The organism is Candidatus Nitrospira bockiana (genome assembly GCF_965152565.1).
On the sequence record NZ_OZ224215.1, the window covers coordinates 415,948 to 434,678 of the forward strand.

General features: G+C 58.6%; 21 protein-coding genes and 2 pseudogenes. 14 read left to right on the forward strand and 9 right to left on the reverse strand.

The window, feature by feature from the left end:
* Positions 1 to 78: 78 nt before the first annotated feature.
* The 6 genes and pseudogenes from modA to ACWHYV_RS02195 all read left to right on the forward strand — a co-directional run bounded on the left by modA (position 79) and on the right by ACWHYV_RS02195 (position 5,279).
* Positions 79 to 723: pseudogene (gene modA / locus ACWHYV_RS02170) on the forward strand (molybdate ABC transporter substrate-binding protein).
* 444 nt (positions 724 to 1,167) lie between these two features.
* Positions 1,168 to 1,614 (forward strand): hypothetical protein, encoded by a 447-nt coding sequence (locus ACWHYV_RS02175; protein WP_447979025.1) that lies wholly within the window; start codon positions 1,168 to 1,170, stop codon positions 1,612 to 1,614.
* Between the two features lie 255 nt (positions 1,615 to 1,869).
* Positions 1,870 to 2,544 (forward strand): hypothetical protein, encoded by a 675-nt coding sequence (locus tag ACWHYV_RS02180; RefSeq protein WP_447979026.1) that lies wholly within the window; start codon positions 1,870 to 1,872, stop codon positions 2,542 to 2,544.
* A 110-nt stretch (positions 2,545 to 2,654) separates the two neighbouring features.
* Complete coding sequence (locus ACWHYV_RS02185; RefSeq protein ID WP_447979027.1) at positions 2,655 to 4,076, forward strand: hypothetical protein; 1,422 nt, start codon at positions 2,655 to 2,657, stop codon at positions 4,074 to 4,076.
* Between the two features lie 25 nt (positions 4,077 to 4,101).
* Positions 4,102 to 4,593, forward strand: coding sequence for a hypothetical protein (locus ACWHYV_RS02190; RefSeq protein ID WP_447979028.1), 492 nt, complete (start codon positions 4,102 to 4,104; stop codon positions 4,591 to 4,593).
* Positions 4,590 to 5,279: a hypothetical protein gene (locus tag ACWHYV_RS02195; RefSeq protein WP_447979029.1), complete on the forward strand. Its 690-nt coding sequence runs from the start codon at positions 4,590 to 4,592 to the stop codon at positions 5,277 to 5,279. Before ACWHYV_RS02190 ends, ACWHYV_RS02195 begins: the two co-directional genes overlap by 4 nt.
* On the opposite strand, the gene ACWHYV_RS02200 is transcribed toward ACWHYV_RS02195, so the two are convergent.
* The 5 genes from ACWHYV_RS02200 to ACWHYV_RS02220 form a co-directional block, all read right to left on the reverse strand.
* On the reverse strand, positions 5,264 to 6,154 hold the full coding sequence (locus ACWHYV_RS02200) for an AbiTii domain-containing protein (protein ID WP_447979030.1): 891 nt from the start codon (positions 6,152 to 6,154) through the stop codon (positions 5,264 to 5,266). The genes ACWHYV_RS02195 and ACWHYV_RS02200 overlap by 16 nt on opposite strands.
* Before the next feature lie 101 nt (positions 6,155 to 6,255).
* Positions 6,256 to 6,732 carry a hypothetical protein gene (locus ACWHYV_RS02205; RefSeq protein WP_447979031.1) on the reverse strand — a complete coding sequence of 159 codons (477 nt, stop codon included), beginning with the start codon at positions 6,730 to 6,732 and terminating at the stop codon, positions 6,256 to 6,258.
* 92 nt (positions 6,733 to 6,824) lie between these two features.
* A complete protein-coding gene (locus tag ACWHYV_RS02210; protein WP_447979032.1) occupies positions 6,825 to 7,685 on the reverse strand; it encodes an AlbA family DNA-binding domain-containing protein in 861 nt (286 codons plus the stop codon).
* Positions 7,686 to 7,987: 302 nt separating this feature from the next.
* Entirely contained in the window at positions 7,988 to 8,884 is an 897-nt protein-coding gene (locus tag ACWHYV_RS02215) for an AbiTii domain-containing protein (RefSeq protein ID WP_447979033.1), read from the reverse strand.
* Between the two features lie 31 nt (positions 8,885 to 8,915).
* Positions 8,916 to 9,074 carry a hypothetical protein gene (locus ACWHYV_RS02220; protein WP_447979034.1) on the reverse strand — a complete coding sequence of 53 codons (159 nt, stop codon included), beginning with the start codon at positions 9,072 to 9,074 and terminating at the stop codon, positions 8,916 to 8,918.
* Positions 9,075 to 9,688: 614 nt separating this feature from the next.
* On the opposite strand from ACWHYV_RS02220, the gene ACWHYV_RS02225 reads away from it, so the two are divergent.
* The 8 genes and pseudogenes from ACWHYV_RS02225 (at position 9,689) to ACWHYV_RS02260 (ending at position 15,359) form a co-directional block, all read left to right on the forward strand.
* On the forward strand, positions 9,689 to 10,306 hold the full coding sequence (locus tag ACWHYV_RS02225; protein ID WP_447979035.1) for a hypothetical protein: 618 nt from the start codon (positions 9,689 to 9,691) through the stop codon (positions 10,304 to 10,306).
* A 122-nt stretch (positions 10,307 to 10,428) separates the two neighbouring features.
* Positions 10,429 to 10,632, forward strand: coding sequence for a hypothetical protein (locus tag ACWHYV_RS02230; protein WP_447979036.1), 204 nt, complete (start codon positions 10,429 to 10,431; stop codon positions 10,630 to 10,632).
* Positions 10,629 to 10,799 (forward strand): annotated as a pseudogene (locus tag ACWHYV_RS02235) (primase-helicase zinc-binding domain-containing protein); the annotation flags it as partial. The gene ACWHYV_RS02230 and the pseudogene ACWHYV_RS02235, both read left to right, overlap by 4 nt.
* 57 nt (positions 10,800 to 10,856) lie before the next feature.
* Positions 10,857 to 13,037, forward strand: coding sequence for a DUF3987 domain-containing protein (locus ACWHYV_RS02240; protein ID WP_447980676.1), 2,181 nt, complete (start codon positions 10,857 to 10,859; stop codon positions 13,035 to 13,037).
* 191 nt (positions 13,038 to 13,228) lie between these two features.
* Positions 13,229 to 13,441: a hypothetical protein gene (locus tag ACWHYV_RS02245; protein WP_447979037.1), complete on the forward strand. Its 213-nt coding sequence runs from the start codon at positions 13,229 to 13,231 to the stop codon at positions 13,439 to 13,441.
* Entirely contained in the window at positions 13,438 to 13,752 is a 315-nt protein-coding gene (locus tag ACWHYV_RS02250; RefSeq protein WP_447979038.1) for a helix-turn-helix domain-containing protein, read from the forward strand. Before ACWHYV_RS02245 ends, ACWHYV_RS02250 begins: the two co-directional genes overlap by 4 nt.
* A gap of 19 nt (positions 13,753 to 13,771) precedes the next feature.
* Positions 13,772 to 13,999 (forward strand): helix-turn-helix domain-containing protein, encoded by a 228-nt coding sequence (locus tag ACWHYV_RS02255; protein WP_447979039.1) that lies wholly within the window; start codon positions 13,772 to 13,774, stop codon positions 13,997 to 13,999.
* Between the two features lies 1 nt (position 14,000).
* On the forward strand, positions 14,001 to 15,359 hold the full coding sequence (locus tag ACWHYV_RS02260) for a tyrosine-type recombinase/integrase (protein ID WP_447979040.1): 1,359 nt from the start codon (positions 14,001 to 14,003) through the stop codon (positions 15,357 to 15,359).
* Between the two features lie 96 nt (positions 15,360 to 15,455).
* On the opposite strand, the gene ACWHYV_RS02265 is transcribed toward ACWHYV_RS02260, so the two are convergent.
* The 4 genes from ACWHYV_RS02265 to ACWHYV_RS02280 all read right to left on the reverse strand — a co-directional run bounded on the left by ACWHYV_RS02265 (position 15,456) and on the right by ACWHYV_RS02280 (position 18,629).
* Positions 15,456 to 16,391 (reverse strand): hypothetical protein, encoded by a 936-nt coding sequence (locus ACWHYV_RS02265; RefSeq protein ID WP_447979041.1) that lies wholly within the window; start codon positions 16,389 to 16,391, stop codon positions 15,456 to 15,458.
* Entirely contained in the window at positions 16,381 to 16,950 is a 570-nt protein-coding gene (locus ACWHYV_RS02270; protein ID WP_447979042.1) for a DUF6932 family protein, read from the reverse strand. The genes ACWHYV_RS02265 and ACWHYV_RS02270 overlap by 11 nt, the downstream gene beginning before the upstream one ends.
* A gap of 112 nt (positions 16,951 to 17,062) precedes the next feature.
* Positions 17,063 to 18,247: a tyrosine-type recombinase/integrase gene (locus ACWHYV_RS02275; protein WP_447979043.1), complete on the reverse strand. Its 1,185-nt coding sequence runs from the start codon at positions 18,245 to 18,247 to the stop codon at positions 17,063 to 17,065.
* Positions 18,234 to 18,629, reverse strand: a complete 396-nt coding sequence (locus ACWHYV_RS02280) for a hypothetical protein (protein WP_447979044.1) — start codon at positions 18,627 to 18,629, stop codon at positions 18,234 to 18,236. The genes ACWHYV_RS02275 and ACWHYV_RS02280 overlap by 14 nt, the downstream gene beginning before the upstream one ends.
* Positions 18,630 to 18,731 lie beyond the last annotated feature (102 nt).

Below are 18,731 nucleotides of genomic sequence, written 5' to 3' on the forward strand. Positions count from 1 at the left end.
CATCGAGAATGTTCGTGCTGAAACATTCTCGATTGGGGCGGCCCCAGTTTGAAGCCGGCCCTCGAGCGGATCGTGCCGATGTTCGAGAAGGAATACGGCGCCACGGTCCACGTCGTGTACGGGCCGTCGCAAACGCTTCGCCGGCAAATTGAATAGGGCGCGCACATCGACGTCTTCCTTCCGGCCTCGGTCGAGGACGTCGAGAAACTGCACCAGCAAGGACTCACGCTCAACGGAGGCCCTCGGGTGTACGCACAGACCTCCCTCGTGCTCGTCATGTCGGCGAGCTCTCCGGCCCTGGCGGTCTCCTTTCACGATGTGCTGCGCGACCGAGGGGTACGCCTCGCCGTCGGCGATCCGAAGGCATCCGCGTTGGGAGCCATCACGGCCCGGACGCTCGCCAAGCTGGATTCCGCGTATCACGATCGTTTCCGCCTGCTTCGAGCGCAGCATAGTGACGAGGTCGTGAATCTGGTCCAGACGGGGAAGGCTGACATGGGCCTCGTCTATCGCGTGGATGCGATCAATAGCGGCCAAGTCCGCATCATTGACGAAGCCCCCGGCGGAACGCATACGCCGGTCCAGTTCGGCGAAGCCGTTGTCTGGACCTGCCGAAAGGCCTCGCTCGCCGTCGCAGAAGAATTTCTCGATTTCGTCATGGGCCCGCGCATCCGCAAGCTCTTGGTCCAATATGGCTTCGATGCCGTCCCCTCGAATGGATGATGCCTGGAGTCAGAAGCGATGAGCCGGAATCGTCGACCAGGCCCGAGCTGAAGAAGAAGCTTCGGACTGTTCGGATTACCGGTCGGAGCTCTTGAGTAAGTCCGAGGTTGGTAAGTATCGAGGCTTTCAGGGGTTGAAAGAATTGGTGGGCCGTGTAGGGATCGAACCTACGGCCCGCTGATTAAGAGTCCCGCCGACTCAGGCCTTCCTTCCGAACAAGACGAGCAATCACAAGGTAAGGACAGCAATGAGGGATAAGTCCCATGGCCTTAGTTTGTCTTGGATCAGCGTGTTTTGGCACCAACTGGGCACCAAACCGGGGGGGGAGATATTCCAGCAACGGCTACTGAGGAGAGGAATTCCGCTGATGCGCTATCAGGTGCCGGATTCTAAGCGTTTGTTTTTAGGTCTGTTCCTGCCTATGGTGCCAAGCCGGTGCCAACGATGAGCGATCAAAAATCAACCCGGCCTTATGTTCGCCATGGACTGCATGCGTTGGAGAGCGCACTCAAGACCGTGAGCACGGAAGAGAACTGGGTCAAGGACCTCGGGGAAGTCGGCCAGGCGCTTCAGGCCTGGCGAGAGGCGATCATCCAGGATCTCGGCGGTGAGGAGAACATCAGCGCCATGGAGCGCAGCATCGTGGAGCTCGCCACCAAGACCCATCTGTTGCTGTCGTCGATTGATCGCTTTCTGCTGCAACAGGACAGCCTGATCCACAAGACCAAACGCCAGTTGTTCCCGGTCGTGGTTCAGCGCCAACAGCTTGCCGACTCTTTGGCTCGTTACATGAACCAGCTAGGGCTCAAGCGAAGGCCTAAGCCGACTTCTTCCCTCGGCGATTACCTGGCCAAGAAGCAGGTCAAGGAGGAAGTACGGAATTCAGAATAGGCAAGACTGATCTGGGTAGCCCCTATGAAACCGTTACCGACACCGACACTTAGCGTTTTCCCCGCGCTGGAAGCGGGGTTGACCGTCGGTACGGCGTTTACCGACACTTACCGACACTTAAGGAGGTCACAATGAACTGACGGCGCGAACAAATCCTCCTCGGTTGCACTGCCTGCCTGTGAAAAAAGGGAACGGAAACAAGGGAGGTGCTGCCATGAAGAAACGAGCAGTCAACCACACCACAAGGAGGCGCCCGTGAGTGAAGAAGTTACCCTGCTGAAGCAAATCTCTCTGAACGGCTTGAAGCAACGAGAGGAGGCCCACCCGGATCTCATCGAAGGCCTGCGACCTCGTCTGGAAAGGGTCGAACGGGTCATGATCGACTTTGAAAAGGAGCGTCGACGGATCGATGAGGATCCGCGCTACAGCTCGGTGGGCCAACTTGAAGCCAAGGAGAAGCTCGTTCAAGCCACCATCAAGGAGCTCGACCAGATCCGCAGCGATGCTCGTCACTACCCTGACCAGATCTCGCAGGTCGAGCGGCAGATGCAGATCGACCCGCAAGACGACAATCCGGTCCTGGCCTTCATCAGGGAGCAAGAGATCAGGAGCCAGCTCAGGGGGATGGATCCACTGGAGGTCGAGCGCCTCTACAAAGAGGCGGCCCGTGGCGGGGACATTGAATTCATGCGAGCGGTCGAACGGGCGCCCCGGGCCTTCCCGATCGTCAAGCCTGATCTAATCCAGGAAGGCCAAACGATCCTTCGACAGGCTCGGTTCCCGGAGCTGACGAAAAAGGTTCAGGAGCTACGGCGTATCGATGAGACCCTGAACAGCCTTCTGGCGACGGCCCGCAAGGTGCTCTCGGATGCGATCAGCGGCCGGCCGCTGGACGATCGGCTCGCACAACAAGCGAAGGCCGGCGCCTAACGATCTTCCGATCCGCCCGGGCTCACAACCCACGGCGCATCGGACGGCGGGGAGAGCAGGTTACCGCCCTCCTCTCCCCGCATCAATTTCTTCATGATGGAGCAAACCCCGTGACAATCATTGAGGCGATCGAGGACCGCAATCTTTTCCGGCCGTTTTTTCGCGATCTCACCATCTGGAGCAGCTGGCTGACGTTCCTCAAAGCCCTGTTCGCCCTCCAGATGACGGAGCCCGAGCTCCTTCTTTACCGGCAACTGACGGGGCGACAGCACGGCCCGACCAGTCCAGCCGAAGAGGCCTGGCTTGTGGTCGGTCGGCGCGGCGGGAAGTCATTCATCGTGGCTCTCATTGCGGTCTACCTGGCGGCGTTCCGCTCGTATGAGCAATACCTGCAACGCGGCGAGCGCGGGACGGTCGTGGTGATCGCCACCGACCGGCGGCAGGCCCGGATCGTGATGCGGTACGTCCTGACCCTGATCGATCAGGTCCCCATGCTGGCTGATCTGGTCATGCGCAAGGAAGCGGAGTCGATCGACCTGAGCAACCGGATCACCATTGAAATCCACACGGCGAGCTTCCGGACGGTGCGCGGTTATACGATCGTGGCAGCCATCCTGGACGAGATCGCGTTCTGGTTCGGGGAGGACTATGCGAACCCTGACAGCGAGATCGTGGCGGCCGTGCGGCCGGCCATGGCGACGATTCCCGGCGCCCTTCTACTGGGCTTGAGCTCCCCGTATCGGCGCAGCGGGGTGCTCTACGAGGCGTACCGGCGCCATTTCGGCCAGGACGACGACCCGATCTTGGTCCTTCAGGCTGGCACCCGGATCATGAACCCCACCATTCCGGAGCGGGTCATCAGCAGCGCCTATGAACGGGATCCGATCGGGGCGGCCGCCGAATACGGCGCCGAGTTCCGATCCGACGTCGCCGGCTTCTTGTCGCCCGACTGGATCGACCGCGCCGTCCTGCCGGGCCGCCATGAGTTGCCGCCGGCCTACGCGGTCAACGGCCAGGCGATCGCATACCGGGCCTTTGCGGATCCTTCCGGGGGCGGCCGTGATGCGTTCACCCTCGCCATTGCCCACCAGGAGGGGGAATCGGTGGTGCTGGATATGTGCCGGGGTCGCCGGCCGCCCTTTGATCCGTCCAGCGTCGTCGCGGACTTTGCGGCGCTCCTCAAGCAGTATCGGTGCTTCACGGTCGTCGGCGATCGCTATGCCGGTGAATGGGTCGTGGAGGCCTTCAGGAAGCACGGCATCACGTACCGGCCGGCCGAGCTCAGCAAGAGCGAGCTCTACCTCGAGGCGGAACCGCTGTTCGCCACGGGTGCGGCCCGGATTCTTGATCAGCGGACCCTGCACACCGAGCTGCTCCAGCTCGAGCGGCGAGCAGGGCGGGCAGGACGGGATAGTGTCGATCATCCCCCCGGTGCACATGATGACTTTGCGAATGCCGCCTGTGGTGCGTTGGTGGAAGCGGACAAGGCACAGCGACAGGTGGCCAGGATGGTCAAGCTCATAGGATTCTAGCGCACCAAACCAAACAGGAGGAGTTATGTCGGAACTGACAGCACGCTACGGGCCCGGCTCGGACCTTCGCGTGATCGCCTGCCCGCGGCCGTTTTCAGTGGATCGAATCGACGTGACCGTTCAGGCCGGTGGCTCGATCGCTCAGATCATGCGCGAGCGCCTTGGCCTGGATCCGGACGTCATGTTCGCACGCGTGTTCATCGATGATCGGCTCGTCGAAAAGGCCCACTGGGAGCGGGTCAAGCCGAAGGCCGGCCACGTGCTGACCGTGCGGGTCGTGCCGGCCGGCGGAGGCAGCGGCAAGAACATCCTCCGGATAGTCGCCGTCATCGCGGTGGTTGTTATTGCCGCGGCGACCGGAAATTATGTGGCCGGCCTCAGCGGTGTCCAAGCCCTCGGGCCGGGTGTCGCGGCGGCGATCGGGGCCGGCACCACGGCCGCCGTCAGTATTGTCGCAATGCTGGGCGTCAACGCCTTGCTCCCGCCTCCGGCTACCGATCCACGAGGTGCGCAATGAGCCACCAATACCCGAGTCTGAGTCCGATCCAGCTCCAGCAGCACCCAGACGGGACCTGTACAGTTGCCGGCATGCCGGGCATTACGGTCGAAGTCAACCAGGATCCGGAGCCAGTGCGGGACTGGGTGAGCGAGTTGCAGCTCCCCGCGGACCTCGGCGACTACAGCTCGCCAGAGCTCCGCCGGCGCTATGAACCGCTGGCGCGGCCCCGCGGCCTCAGCAACCGCCGCCTGTGGCTTATTGTGGTCGATGAGACGCCGCCTCGGATCCCGGCGGCGCGTCAGCACCCGCATCAGTTGAGCTTCGCCCTCGGTGGCCAGCTCTTGACGCTTGAGCACCTGGGCTTTGCGATTGGGGTCTGTGAGGACATCGTGCCGGGCGTGCCGTCGTCTGACGAGTGGTACGAGCACGCCGCTGCCATCCAGCGGGTCCCGGAAGCCGTCGGCGCGTTCATCGTAGGAACAGCGAGACTCTACAACTCGGCCTTGGCGGACGCCGCGTGGCTCGGGCTCGAGCGCGGCATTTTTGGCCATGTCTGCCCGGTCATCTTTCGGGCAACGGGCGAGCCGGCGGGCACCGGGGAGCTCGTCGAGATCGCCTTGACCCATCGGCCGGTGTTCCCAGGATCGCGCGTCCTGAAGTGGTGGGAAGGAGATGTCGGCGCTCGTTCTTACCAACCGAAATAGTCTTTGAGTAGCTGTAGACCAAGACCTCCTGTGACGCTTTCCATTATCCGTCTGATGGACTGCAACGACTCGCTGATGATCGGCTTTTTTGGCTTAGGGGAAGCTAACTGAGACTTGATAGTCTCAATTTCCGACTTCAATTCCTGTTGTCCATCTGCATCCAACTTCAGCTTGTCGAAAGCGCTTTCAACCGCTGCAATAAAAGCCTGTATTTTCTCAATGTTCAGGTCGGCATTCACAACCACCTGAGCAGAGTAGGCCGAATGCTGTTGGATCTGCGAGACCCCAATGGGGCCATAGAAGTTGTTGATCGTCTGAGGAACACCAGTAGCAAGTTGCTTTTCCTTTTTTGAGAAAGACAGGGAATCGCCCAGAATGCCGTCTTGTTCAAGCTCGATGGCCCAATTGAGGATGATCATCCGGACTGCGTTGACGATTTTTATCAGCGCCGACTTTTGAACATGGAGCCTTGGTTGAATAAGCGGGTCGATCGATTTGAGTATGTCTGCCTCGACTTTCTTCGGATACGCCATCGCGAAGATCTTGTCGTCTCTTTGGCCATCGATCAGGCTTTCGAGTTCCGGGATTGATTGGCCGCACCCTCTCTTGGACATCAACTTGGCCATATCGACGTCATTGCAATAGACAGGGACCCAGCCCAAATACGGATTCAGCGCAACAAACTCCCCGGTCACCATCCGGTAATCGGGCGTTTTGTCATTTGCGGTATAGCCCTGATATTCCTTCGAACTCCAACACTCAAATTCCTTTGCCCCCAACTTTTTCGCGGCAAAAAGCCCCTTTCGCAAAAGGTCAGTAGTCTTGACTTGGGGATTCAACGCCTCTTGTTGAAGATCCTGCACGATCGAGCCCATCGGTCCCTCCCCTGCTCAGATTACTTCCCCTTCGGCAACAGCCCCTTGCTCTCGAGCCCATCGATCCGGGCCTCTGATTCTGTCCTTGGGCTGAGCCGTGATCAACCGCCGCCTAGGGTGCCTTCGATCCGCCGGCCGCGGTGATCTTCCTGCCAGGTAACCCCGTGCTCCGAGCATCGCACGGTTCGGATATTGGTCTTTTCTGCGTGGAGCGCGACAACTTCCTCGACAAACCGGCCATGATTGCACTGCGGGCAGATGTTTTCGTGGAAGATCGTCTCTTTGAGGTGCTTGAGGAATGTGGTCTGTCCAGGACCAAGATCGCCCGGCAAGATGATGTCGGAGACTTCCGCGCGGCCCTTATCTACGCACCACTCCACCGCCGCTTTCATGACCGCGTCTTGAAACGCGATCTGGTCAACTCCCCTCCACCCCAGCTCCTTCTTCCAGGACACGAGGGTGGGTTCCTGGAGCACGACCTTTCCTTTCTTCTCGCCGTACTCCCAATCGCGAGCCGGATGCCTTCCGGTCTCAAGAGGCCTCAGGGTCAGCTTTACGGGGCTCTTTCGATTTTCCATCCCTACCCTCCCTCTTTGCTGGGTGCGGGGCCGGCTTGAAGGAATGAGCCCGGCAATAGGCGGGGAGTTCAATGGTTCCCTGATCCCGCCAACTAGTCGGAGCGACTGCTCAATTTTCCAAGGACGTAATCCACGAGGTCTGCGACTCTTGCGATATTCCCAATCTCAAACTGCTTCGCCAGTCCGGACCCAATTTCAAGAGCCAGATGACAGTCTATTTTCATGGGCGAGATCAAATCCTTGATTTCCCCATGAAGCACTACAGGTGTGCGCAAACGAAATCCTACATCGAAAACTTCGGTGAGGTGGCGTGCGGGAAGAATTGTATTACTGAGTCGAATTCCACGGCTCTTACCTTTCTTCACTGGGTACGCAGCTCTATCAAAAAAATAATCTGCCTCCCGCCCCTCAGCACCGACAGCAGTCGTTATCTGCAGTCCCCATTGGTTGGCTGCGATCTGCCCTGTGTTCTCAATATCAAAGACAAATTCTGTTTCAAGGAAAACACCGCCTTCGTAGGTGTAAGCGTCAATGGGACGGACTTCGGCTAACCGAAAATCCAAGATAGGCAGTAGGCGCTGTCGACGCCTCTCGAGGTAAGAGTGCCTTGCGATTTCGGAACGTCCTCCGGCTCGATAGTAATACCTGCCATCTCTCGCCTGGTGGAGTTCTGGGCTGTCCTCCACGTCGATGACGATGACTTGTCGCCCGGGAGGGATCAGAGACGATGCCGTCTTCTCCACCGTATGGACACGAAACTCCCTAAGGGGAGCATCGACGAGGTTGGGTATCTGTTGCTCAAGCCACTCTCGGCTTGACGTTGATCCAACTCGTTCCGGTACGCCATCGACGCTTCCGTCATCGGCCACACCAAGCACCAAGTGCCCACCCTCAGTGTTCGCAAACGCCGACAGCGCCTTTGAAATGGTGATGAGGATCGCATCTTTGTTCAAGACGCCATTAGTTGTGAAGAGGCGTCCACTCTTTCGGTCGAAATACTCGTGCTCTCCTTCCGGCAAGGCCAAGACCTCGGCCTCTGTCCATCGTTCACGTCGTCGCACCGTCTTGTCCCTTCGCAACCCGACCGGGGCACCAGCAGGCTGGTTGTCCCTCTGCATTAACCTCCATAGCAGCATTCACTAACCTTCGCAGGTTACTTCCCCTTGCCATCCACGGCCCTCAATCCGCCCACGGCGAGCTTGATCAAGAAGTCGTTGAAACTTAGGGCCTCAGAGTCGTCAGGGCATAGCTCCCATTAACCAAGGGCCTGAACGAGCTGAGTGACAAGCTGAGCAGCGAGAGTTCCGCCGGCATTTTCGAGGATTACCTGAACCGTCTCCAAGGCATCGGTAATGATCGACGTTTTTGGGTTCGGCGATTCTAATTGGGCCTCCACCGTCTTCACTTGGGCGGCCAGCTCTTTTTCCGTCGCTGCATGCAATTTCAGCTCGCCGATGGACTTCTCGAGAGAGACAATGAAGGCGCGGACCCTCTCAAGATCTAGGTCATTTTGAATCGACACCTGGACTGGATTCAGTGAGCTTTGCTGTATTTGAGATTGACCAACCGGTCCGTAGAAGTTGGTGATGTGATACGACGTGCTGGCCGCAGCTTCCTTCTCCTTAACCGAGAAGCTCAGGCCTTCTCCAAGAATCCCATCTTGCTCAAGTTTGATCGCCCAGTTCAGAACGATGTTCTTCACTCTGTCCAGAATCCCGGGGACACTCGCACTATTCACATGAAGACACGGCTGAGTAAGACCGGATGCTTGCACCAGGGCAATCTCAGTCTCTTTCGGGTAGTCCATCGTGATCGGTCCAGAATTATTCCCTTGTCGGTCTGCTACTGCTTCCAGCTCGGCAACCGACTGGCCGCACGCACGCTTTGACAACGTTTCTGCCGTCTTTGGATCCTTCGAAAAGATGGGAACCCAACCGTGGTAAGGGTTCCAGATCATCGGTGATCCCTGAAGGAGGCGATAAGGCGGCACACGATCGTTAGGCTCATAGCCATTTAATTCTTTTGAGATCCACACCTCAAACTCTTCCAGCCTCAGTTTTTTAGCTACAACGAAGGCCTTCTTCAGCAAGTCGGATGTCTTTGTCTTAGCGTCCAATGCATCACGTTGAAGTTCGAGAACAATCGAATTCACTCTGTTCCACTCCTTACGTCTGGATCCGCAGTCAGGCATCACCGAGATCACTTCCACCCTTCGGATGTCCGCTGAACGCGCGCCCCACTTTCACGACTCCCGCCAAGATCGTCAGGCCGACGAAGATTGACGAGAAGAAGCCGACCGTCCATAACCCCGCCTCAAGCCCCCTGGTCAGTGCATCAATCATAGTATTACCTCACCCTCTTCAAGGGCCTCCGATTGCCCGGCGACGAAGGTCCAATGGATAGTGGAATATATGTTGGCGGCGGTTCCGCAGTGATACCGAGCGTATAGCCAGGGATCGCGCTCGTTGAGCTTGGTCAAGTACAGGGTGAGCTCTCGTCCCACGTCATCCGAAACAGTCGGTGTTCCCTCAAACAGTTGGACCGGGAACATGCGGCCACGCGGCCGGCCGACGAGCGCCACTGTTCGGCCGGTGTCGCCATACACCAACGCAAAATGATCATGATCCTGGCTGACGGGCGCTTCGACCCATCGCCAGCTTCGGCGTCTCGCCATAACGCCCTTCAGGTCTTTGAGAGCTGGCCCCGTCGCTCGAGCTCTTCCCAGCGCTGATCGATCAGCTCGATCAGCAAGGCCTTTATTGTTTTGCCTTCGACCGTGGCGGCGATCTTCGCACGACGCATGGTCTGAGCTGGGATGCCCCGAAAGTTCCAGGTGCCTGAAGCATTGGTGCCTGTCCTGCTCTGTTTCCCCATGGCAGTATGCTATCATAGGAGTGATAACATTGCAAGCGGTGTTAGCTTTGGTATAGTATGAATCTCCCACTCAGGAAGCATCATGTCAGGGAAGCTCCACCGTACAGAGCTGAGCGCAGCGGAAAGAGTATTGGCGGATCTCCTGCTATCCCAGCCGGATGCGGATGCTGTCCCAGAGGCACCGCCCCTTTTAACGGCCGTTGTCCGGGCCCTGCTGGCACGGCTCGAGCGGGTTAGTCCGGCGGATAGAAGAGATGCCCAGCATCTGATTGCTCTAATGTCAGCGGCTGAGCGATTCGAGCCGCTCAAAAAAGTACCGGAGCTACAGTGGAAGCTCTATGAAGATGTATTCATGGCCATTGCTCTAGGCCAAGCAGCTTCCAGTGGTCATAACGTTTTCAGTCTCAAACTTCAGAAAATAGTGTTGGCAAATTACTTAAGGGAAACCAATCCTTACCCGCAGGAGAAACGATTCTGGAGGCGCTGGATCAAAGAGTCCTGGAGCGATGTACTGAAGCGACTGGAAAGGTTCCCATGCTGGTGCAACTATGACCGTGAACTGACCGATGACTCTGTTAACAATCTCGTCAGGAAGTGGAACCCTCGAACCGATGCCCAGATTCTTTATTCATTTCTAGCCCACCTGCATAACACCACTCCGGAAAACATTAAGAGAGAGCTGAAGCAAGCCGCTAGATAACGCGCGCTCCTCTCTTTTTGCAGCTCCCCCACATTCAGGGACTTTTTGACTTCTCAATTGTCCCGCAATCAGCGGGTAAAGCTATGCCAACATGACCCTCCGTCAGCCAACGGAGGTAATAAATGCCCTATGAACTGGTCACGGCAAAGGTTCTTGACGAGCGGCGGATACTGTCGCGGTGGACGGCGTATCGGATGGCCAGGCTCAAACTCATCCCCTGTTACTACGTTGGGCCCAAGCGCAAGGGCATACGCTTCAATCCCCAAGAGGTCGTTCAGGCCCTCAGACAGCGCCCTCTTGAAGAGCCAGAGGTCTCTGTCAAGTGACGACGACTCCGCAGGCTTCTGAGATCAGAGAGCTTGCCCGAGGCCATTGGCGTTCAACTGTCTTCCCCGGCCTTGGAATTCCAGTTCCAGATAAGGCGACCGTTCATGGGCCCTGTCCTGACTGCGGAGGGAAGGATCGCTTTCGATGCGATGACCTAGAAGGCCGCGGCACTTGGTTTTGCAATCAGTGTGACCCTCGGGCTGGAGATGGCTTTGATCTGGTAATGAAGGTGCGCGATTGCAGTTTCGAGCGTGCCCTCGAGCTCGTGGCCGGGGTTCTGGGAACTTGCCCACCTTCTGAAACTAGGAGAAATCCTCCGTCGTCGGGTAAGCGTTCTGCATTCGCCCTCTGGGCGGCATCCGAGGCGGACTCCGGGCGCATCCGGGAGTATTTAAAGCACCGCGGGCTCTCGGGAAACGTGCCGCCATCCCTTCGCTTCGTTTCCTCCGTGCTGTATGCCGACGCTAATGGCAGGGCTCAACAAGAGCCGCCAGCTTTCCCGGTAATGGTTGCAAAGATCGTCGCTCTCGACGGGCAGGATCTCGGCGGACACGCCACCTATCTCAGCAACCAAAAACCCGGCAAAGCTGAAGTCTCGCAGCCGAAAAAGACAAAAAAGATCGCCGATACGATCAGTGGCGGTGCTATTCATCTTTTCGAGTACACCCCCGGCAACCCGCTTGTGCTGGCCGAAGGCGTCGAAACTGGCCTCGCCGCCCACGAGTCAACCGGCTGGCCTGTCTGGGCTTGTGTATCGGCTGCCGGCTTGGAAGCCGTTCGCGTGCCAACTGACGTTGGCCCGATTTACATTGCGGCGGATCTCGATCGCAGCGGCGCCGGCCAGCGGGCCGCTGAGAAGCTAGCCGAGCGGCTTTCTAATGAAGGGCGAGATGTTCGTGTCGTGCTGCCCGCCGGGCCGATTCCCGGAGACTCGAAGTCGCTCGATTGGCTCGACATTTTGAACCGTGATGGACTCCAGGCAGTCGCGGCCGCGTTTGACAGTGCGCCGCGATGGGATGCGGAGCCGGCAATTTCATCGTCGATCGAAAAACTCTCCGCCCAGACCGTTCCGCCGTTCCCGCTCGAAACCCTCCCGCCTTCGATCCGTCGGTTTGTCGAAGAAGCCGCGGCCTCCTTCCCCGCACCCGTCGATATGATTGCGGTCCCGGCGCTGGTGTGTGTGGGAGCCGCGATCGGGTCAGCTCGTCTGATTCGCCTCAAGCCTGGATGGGTCGAGCGACCTGCGCTGTACGCGGCGATAGTCCAGCCGCCCGGCACGTTGAAGACGCCAGCGCTCGAAAAAGCAGCGGCCCCGGTTCGCAGGCGGCAAGACCAACACGAGGCTGAATATCAGCGAAGGGTGGAGGAATACGAAACCGTCAAGTTGGTCGAGTATACCCGGGCACTTGAAGAACACAAAAAAGGGCAGCGGCCGGGTGCTCCATCAAGACCCGAAAAGCCCTATCGCGTCCGAACCTGGACGGCCGATGTCACGGTGGAGCGGTTGGCCGCGATGCTGGCAGAAAATCAAGCTGGGCTCGTCATCATCCGGGATGAGCTGTCCGCGTGGGTCCGTTCGCTGAATCAATATCGGGCGGGCAAAGGGGCGGATCGGCAATTTTATCTGTCGGCCTGGAGCGGAGCGGCCGTTGCGGTTGATCGGCAGGGAAAAGATCCGATCCTCATCGGCCGACCGTTTCTGGCGATTGTCGGCTGTGTCCCGCCCGATGTATTGCCCGAGTTGGATGATGAAGGCGGCCGCGAGGACGGCTTCCTCCACCGCCTGCTGTTCGCCTATCCGGACAACGTTCCGATCCGGTGGACCGACGCCACCATTTCAGATTGCGCCTTCACGGCTTACTGTGCCCTGTTCGAAAAGCTGTATGGACTCAGGGCACAAAACCTAAACCAAGAGCTGCCCCTCACACCTGCGGCCGGCAGGATGTTCACGACCTGGCATGATCAGCACTGCCGGGAAACCGAGGATCCCGGGCTCAGTCCCGCGCTGCGCGGGTTCCACGCAAAGCTCAAAGGCTATTGCGCGCGGCTCGCCCTGATTCATGCGCTTTGCCTCAATCCGGACTCCAGCGAGGTCGGGATTGAGTCGATCGTGGCGGCCGCCGATCTGGTGGATTACTTCAAAGCCCATGCGGCCCGGGTCGCCCCGCTATTGGTTCGACAAAGGGAGTCCGCACACGAGCGATGCGAGAAGCAAATCCGGCAGGCCCTGATGAGCGGGCGCGCTCTGACCCGGCGAGAGCTGGCCCGGACGGGTAACAGTCCGGCCAGAATCTTTAATGAAACGCTCGATGCGTTGGTGCGGGCTGACCAGCTGGTAGAGGTCGAGAAGGCGGGAACTCGCCGAACCCTGAAGGCGTATCGGCTGGCAGATCATGGCGAATAGGTACCGACACTTAAGATTTTCTCCGCCCCAGCAGCGGAGTTAAGTGTCGGTACCGCGATTTACCGACAGTTACAGCGATGTCTAAGTGTCGGTGAAGTGTCGGTACTGCCGTACCGACGCTCAACCCCGCTTCCAGCGCGGCGATCAGGCCATTTTTGCAAGTGTCGGTAACGTTCCTAAAGGAGATCAGGATGGGACGGTGGATGGAGATGGTGAAGCCCAAGGTGGAGTGGAAAGCCGCCTGGACGGAGTTGGCCGTCCTTACGGATGGCCTAACCCGTGAGGACCGGCGCTTCTCCCAGGTCCTGGAGGCTCTCGATGCCTGCGATCGTGCTTATCATGAGAGAAATCCGAAGACATTCCTGAAGTCGGCCGATCTGGTCAAGGATCTCATGAGGCAATGAACGAATCAGGACCTCTTTTAGATCGGCTTGAAGAAGCCATCCGGACCGCGGGTGCGAACGAGTGCGCCCTCCTGCTGGGCCACTTGGAGCGGATGAAGTTTCTCGCTTTGACCAAGATGATGAGTGGCGGGGGCGAGAGAGCATCTGTCACAAAGCTTACGATGCAGCAGGTTGCACAGCGCCTGAACATCCCGGTGAGCTGTGCGTATGAACTGGTCAGGCAGGGGAAACTCAAGGCCGGCAAGGTGGGAAAGTATATTCGGGTCACTGAGGCCCAGTTGAAAGAGTATGAGGCGTCGCGAGGCCTGTGAATGGAGCTTGACTCCCAGAATGTACCGATGGTACAGTCAGCCCGTGACGGGAGAGGAATTGAGAAGGCGGCGGAAGGAGCTCGGTTTGACGCAGGCCCAATTGGCGGCTGATCTTGGGGTGACTGTTACGACGGTCGCGCGCTGGGAACGAGGCGAGCGGGGGATCAGTGAACCGATCGGTCGACTGGTTGACATGTTGGTAAAGGAACGAATCGGGAAAGTCAGGCTCAAGAAGGGCAGGGGCTGACGTGGCGACCATCTGGAAACGCAAAGATCGAGACGTGTGGGTGGTCGACTATCGTGACGCGACAGGGAAGCGGATTCGCCTTACCGCCTCCACCCGACAGGACGCCGAAACGTTGATGGCCGACAAGATCAAGGAGGCGAAAGAACCGGGTCTCCTGAATGCCGCCGCACGGGATCTCACGCTCAAGGAGTACACCGCCGAATGGCTCGATCGGGTAAAGGGCGACCTCGAAGAGAAGACCTGGCGCAGCTACAAGCAGAACCTCGAGCGCCACGTGGTCCCGGCCCTCGGCCACCTGAAGGTGCGGGAGATCACGGTGTCTCATGTGGCCCGGCTCCTGGCCGATAAACGGAAGGCGCGCTACGGGAAAGGGGAAGGGAAGCCCTATTCCCGGACAGCCCTCCGCCTGATGAAGGCCTCGCTGTCGAGTGTCCTCACTGATGCCGTGGAGTTGGATGGGTTGCTGAAGAGTAACCCGGCGCTGGCGATCACGTCGCGCAAGAAGCGGAACCGGGCCGGCACCAGTCAGCCGGAAGCGAACCCGATGACTGCCAAGCAATGGAATGCCTTCTTGGCTCATGCGGTACTACGTGAGCAACAGGGACTGCTGCCATATCGGTTGAGAGTGATGTGGGACCTCCGGGTGAAAACGGGACTCCGACCGGAAGAGGCCTACGCCCTGCACGTGGGGGACGTGGATCAAAGGACCAAGACGCTCCGGGTGGAACGGGCCGTTAGTTTCGGTCGCATCAAGCCGACCAAAACCCACGAACGGCGGATAGTCGACCTCACCGATGAGCTTGCTGACCTCTTGGGCGACTATGTGGACTTCGTGAAAGCGGAGGCACTGGCCGGTAATGTTCCGGAACCGTATTGGCTCTTTCCCGGTCGAGAGGGGGGATTGGTGACCGAGGCCGACGAGCGATGGCATCGGGACCTGTTCAAGCAAATCCTCAGCGCCGCCAAACTTCCCGACTTCACTCCTTACGATCTGCGTCACACCTTTGCGAGTCTACTCCTCTCCAACTACGCGCCGCTCCTCTATGTGTCGAAACAGATGGGCCACGCCAAGCCCACGACGACCCTCACCAACTATGCCAAGTGGGTTCCAAGCGGGGAGCAGCGGTTCGTCAACCTGCTGGATCAGCTTTCGAAAAAAGTTGGCACCAAGAGTTGGCACCAAGTTGACATAACAGATGGGGAAGACTCGGAAGTGCTTGAAAAAGATGGTGGGCCGTGTAGGGATCGAACCTACGGCCCGCTGATTAAGAGTTGTACCGGAACCGTTTCACCTTTTGCTTTCCATCGTCCTCCATTGTCCTTCAACGTCTTCAACAGAGCGACAAGCAATGGGTTTTGAGCGGGGAGATGATCAATGGATCGAAGACAATGCGGGACGATGGAGGAGCAAAAAGTAGAATGCGGGGTGTCACCTTTCGGGTCACCTGACAACCCCTCACTTAGCCTCTCGGTTCAGCGGATAGAATTTCATAAGTCGGTATGCAAGACGCGTAGGCTTATTGAGGGAGCGGACAGATCGTATAGTTATCCCGGCCGAGCATCGCTTTCCAAGCGCGACTTCACCGCTTCGGAATTGCTCAACGGCCTCTTTCGTCACAGCGCCGTAGTATGGGTGACCATCCAATCCTTTTAACTCAAATCGGCGGTGATCGGGCAGGAAGCCTTCCAAGACGCCCTCAATTTGGACTGGTGATTCTTCAATTTCTGTGGCCTCAGTCCGCATGCGGCCGCGACGAATTGCAGAGGCGTCCAACGCCAATTCGCGGTCATCCTCCACGATTCTAACCGTCGCGCCCTCGCTATCCAGATCACTTAAAAATTTCTGCAGAGCTGCAAGAGTCCGAGCGTCCAGCTCACAAGATACCTCTTCAAACGTTCGTTCATTTATCGCGCTAACGCCCTCCAGTAGTGCAGATGCCGAGCTTACAGCTTCCTTGAGGGGGGTGTCATGAATTTCGGTTTGATCTGAAATTTCATCGAGGACAAAGCCAAAGGAGCCATGAGCAACACCTGTAACCATCAAGGTGGTATTCTGCTTCAATGGTACAGGCCCTCTCTCCCCCATCCCACCGAGCTCTGCTTTCACGAACGCCTTAGCAATCAGATCCTGATAACCTCGAAGGATACGGCCGGCAAAATCAGATGAAATGCCTACCGAACCTTGTACTGGCTTGCCGCTGAAAAAGAGAGCAACGCTCGCCGTTGGAGGCTGGGCAAGTTGTAACCGTTGTACCTGTTCCTTGATCTCCTCCAGACGATCCTCGTACTGCATCTCTCCAATCGGATCATTGACTCTTTGCGCTTCTGTTAACAAGACGCGGAGCCCTGCCTCTTCTGCCAAAAGACCATCAATCTCTAATTTACGAGGCATTGCTACCTCCATCAATTAACTGACGAGCAGCAAGATCGTCTTCTCCAAGCGACACCTCGATCAGTCCTTTCCATATCGCGGTAGCCCGCTGATGCGAGAAAAGCCCGAACCAATAGCGGGTATAAGCGACAACGGTCTCAGCGGGCAGCGAGAGATCGACAAAATAGGCATCGCATTTGTGCTTGGCCTTAATTGCCCTGGGTCTGAAGAGGGGATTTCCATTTGTAAAACTCCGCCACTCATCAGGAGAATAACCGTCCAACCTTCTTGCGAATGTTACCACGTCAAGATCTTGAGGGGGCCGAGATCGGATCGCTTCACAGTCTTCAACAAAACTCCCACCAATCCACTGGAACCCTTGGGTAAATCCTGCCGATCGCAGTTCGGATCTGTAATCCAGTAAGCCGCTGAACACTTCCTTTCGATTCAAGGAGGTGACGAAGCGCGTCGCCACATCAGCTATGCCTACCCGGTATGGTGCCATTGCTCCGTCCTTGTCAGGAGACAAGTGCGGATAGAAAGGGGGTAGCACACCTGATTGGGTGAATTCCGGGATCATTATATTCCGAGTAAAACTTGTGGAGCCATCAACCCCAAAGCACGTAAAGACAAGCCCCTATGGGCTATTTTGCCAGAACTATTAGGATTAGTCACAGGGGAAAACATTCACGTTACCCGGCTGCGGTGTCGTGCGCGTCGAGGCGGTCGACGGCCGCCCGGTTGGAGCCGGGGACGAGGTGCCCGTAGAGATCGACCGTCACTTGGATGGAAGAGTGGCCGGCCTGGTCTCGGATGTACGTGAGGCTCTCGCCGTTCTCGATCAGGCGGGTCGCCCAGGTGTGCCGGAGGTGATGCGGGCCGCGCCGGCGGATGGGGGAAAGGCCCTGCTTGACCCGCTCCGTGCTCACGCGATCGATGAGCGCATAGAAGACGTCCTCTCGCCAACTCTTCACATCGAGATAGCTGCCTCGCTTCCCGGGAAACACGAGACGAGGGGGCGGAACATTCTTGAGCGCCGCCTCGAGGTCCTGCGTCTGGAGATGCGCCTTCAGCACCTCGACGAGTCGCGCGGACATGTCGACGCGGCGGCTCTTGTTGTTCTTGGGGTACGCCTCGAGGTGGCCGTTCGTGAAGTTCTTCGAGACGATGATGGCGGGGTTGGCGAAGTCGAGATCCGGGCGCTCGAGGGCGACGGCCTCGCCGATCCGCAAGCCGGCCCGGACCAGGGTGAAGAGGAGGGGGAAGTCTTCGGGTTTGAACGCCTGCATGCCTGCGAGCAGGGCTTGCTGTTCGTCTCGCGTGAAGGGGTCAATCTCTGATTTCCGGCGCCGCACGGGGGTGATACGGCCGGGGCGAAGGCAGGGGTTGAGGGACACGAGGCCTTCGTCGATCGCGTCGGAGAACAGCTTGCTCAGGGGTGCCAGCACAAGCCGCAGGGAATTGGGGGAGAGTCCCTGGCGCTTCTTGGCGAGCAAGAGCTGCTTCACGTGGTCGCGGGTGATCTCCTGCAGCCGGAGGTGCCCGAGCGCCGGCACAACGTGGGCGTTCAGATTCATCCGATACGAGCGGAGCGTGTTGTGCTTGAGCTGCCGGAGTTCGCAGGAGGTGAGCCAGCTCGCCGCATAGTCCTTGAGCGTGGGCGCGGTCTTGACCGTGCGCTCGGGGAAGAGTCGCTGCTCCACCTTCTGTCCGTGGATTTTCTTGACGTAGTCCCGCGCCTGCTGGAGCCCGCGAATCCCGCCTTTGCGATAGCTGCGATCGCGGTGCTTGAACCGCACGCAGTAGCGGAGTGAGCCATCGGCCGCCCGGTACTTGTAGATATTCGGCTCGACGTACTCGAGATCACGAAACGGCATCTGAGACTCCTTGCTGGACGGGGACGGCCGCGGGTTGTGTTCGGCCGCAGTGCGGACACTGCCGGCTGCCTGCGGGGATCCGCCGGGCGCATCGCTCGAACGCACACACGTCGATCTCGTCCTCGTCTTCGATGGCGCCGGCACGGCTCACGGGCTTCCGGCAGTGGGGGCAGATTCTCGCCTCGCGGTGGAGCAGCTCGCGACAGGACGGGCAGGGGCGCCGGTTTCGATAGACCGCGAGCACGATGAGGAGCCCGAGGAACCCCAAGCCAAACCCCAGCAGCGCGCCAACGAGCCCGCGCTGCCGCTTGGCCGCAATGGTCGTCGCCAAGATCCCGGGACCGAGCCACAGCAGCAGCATCACGAGCAGGATCTCGTTCATGGTCTCACTCTGGGGCGCGCGCCTGCCCCACTGGAAAGAGGAGCAGGCGGCCACGGGGGGAGCGCAGCCAGTCCGGTCCTCGGTCCCTCCCCGCAATGGAAG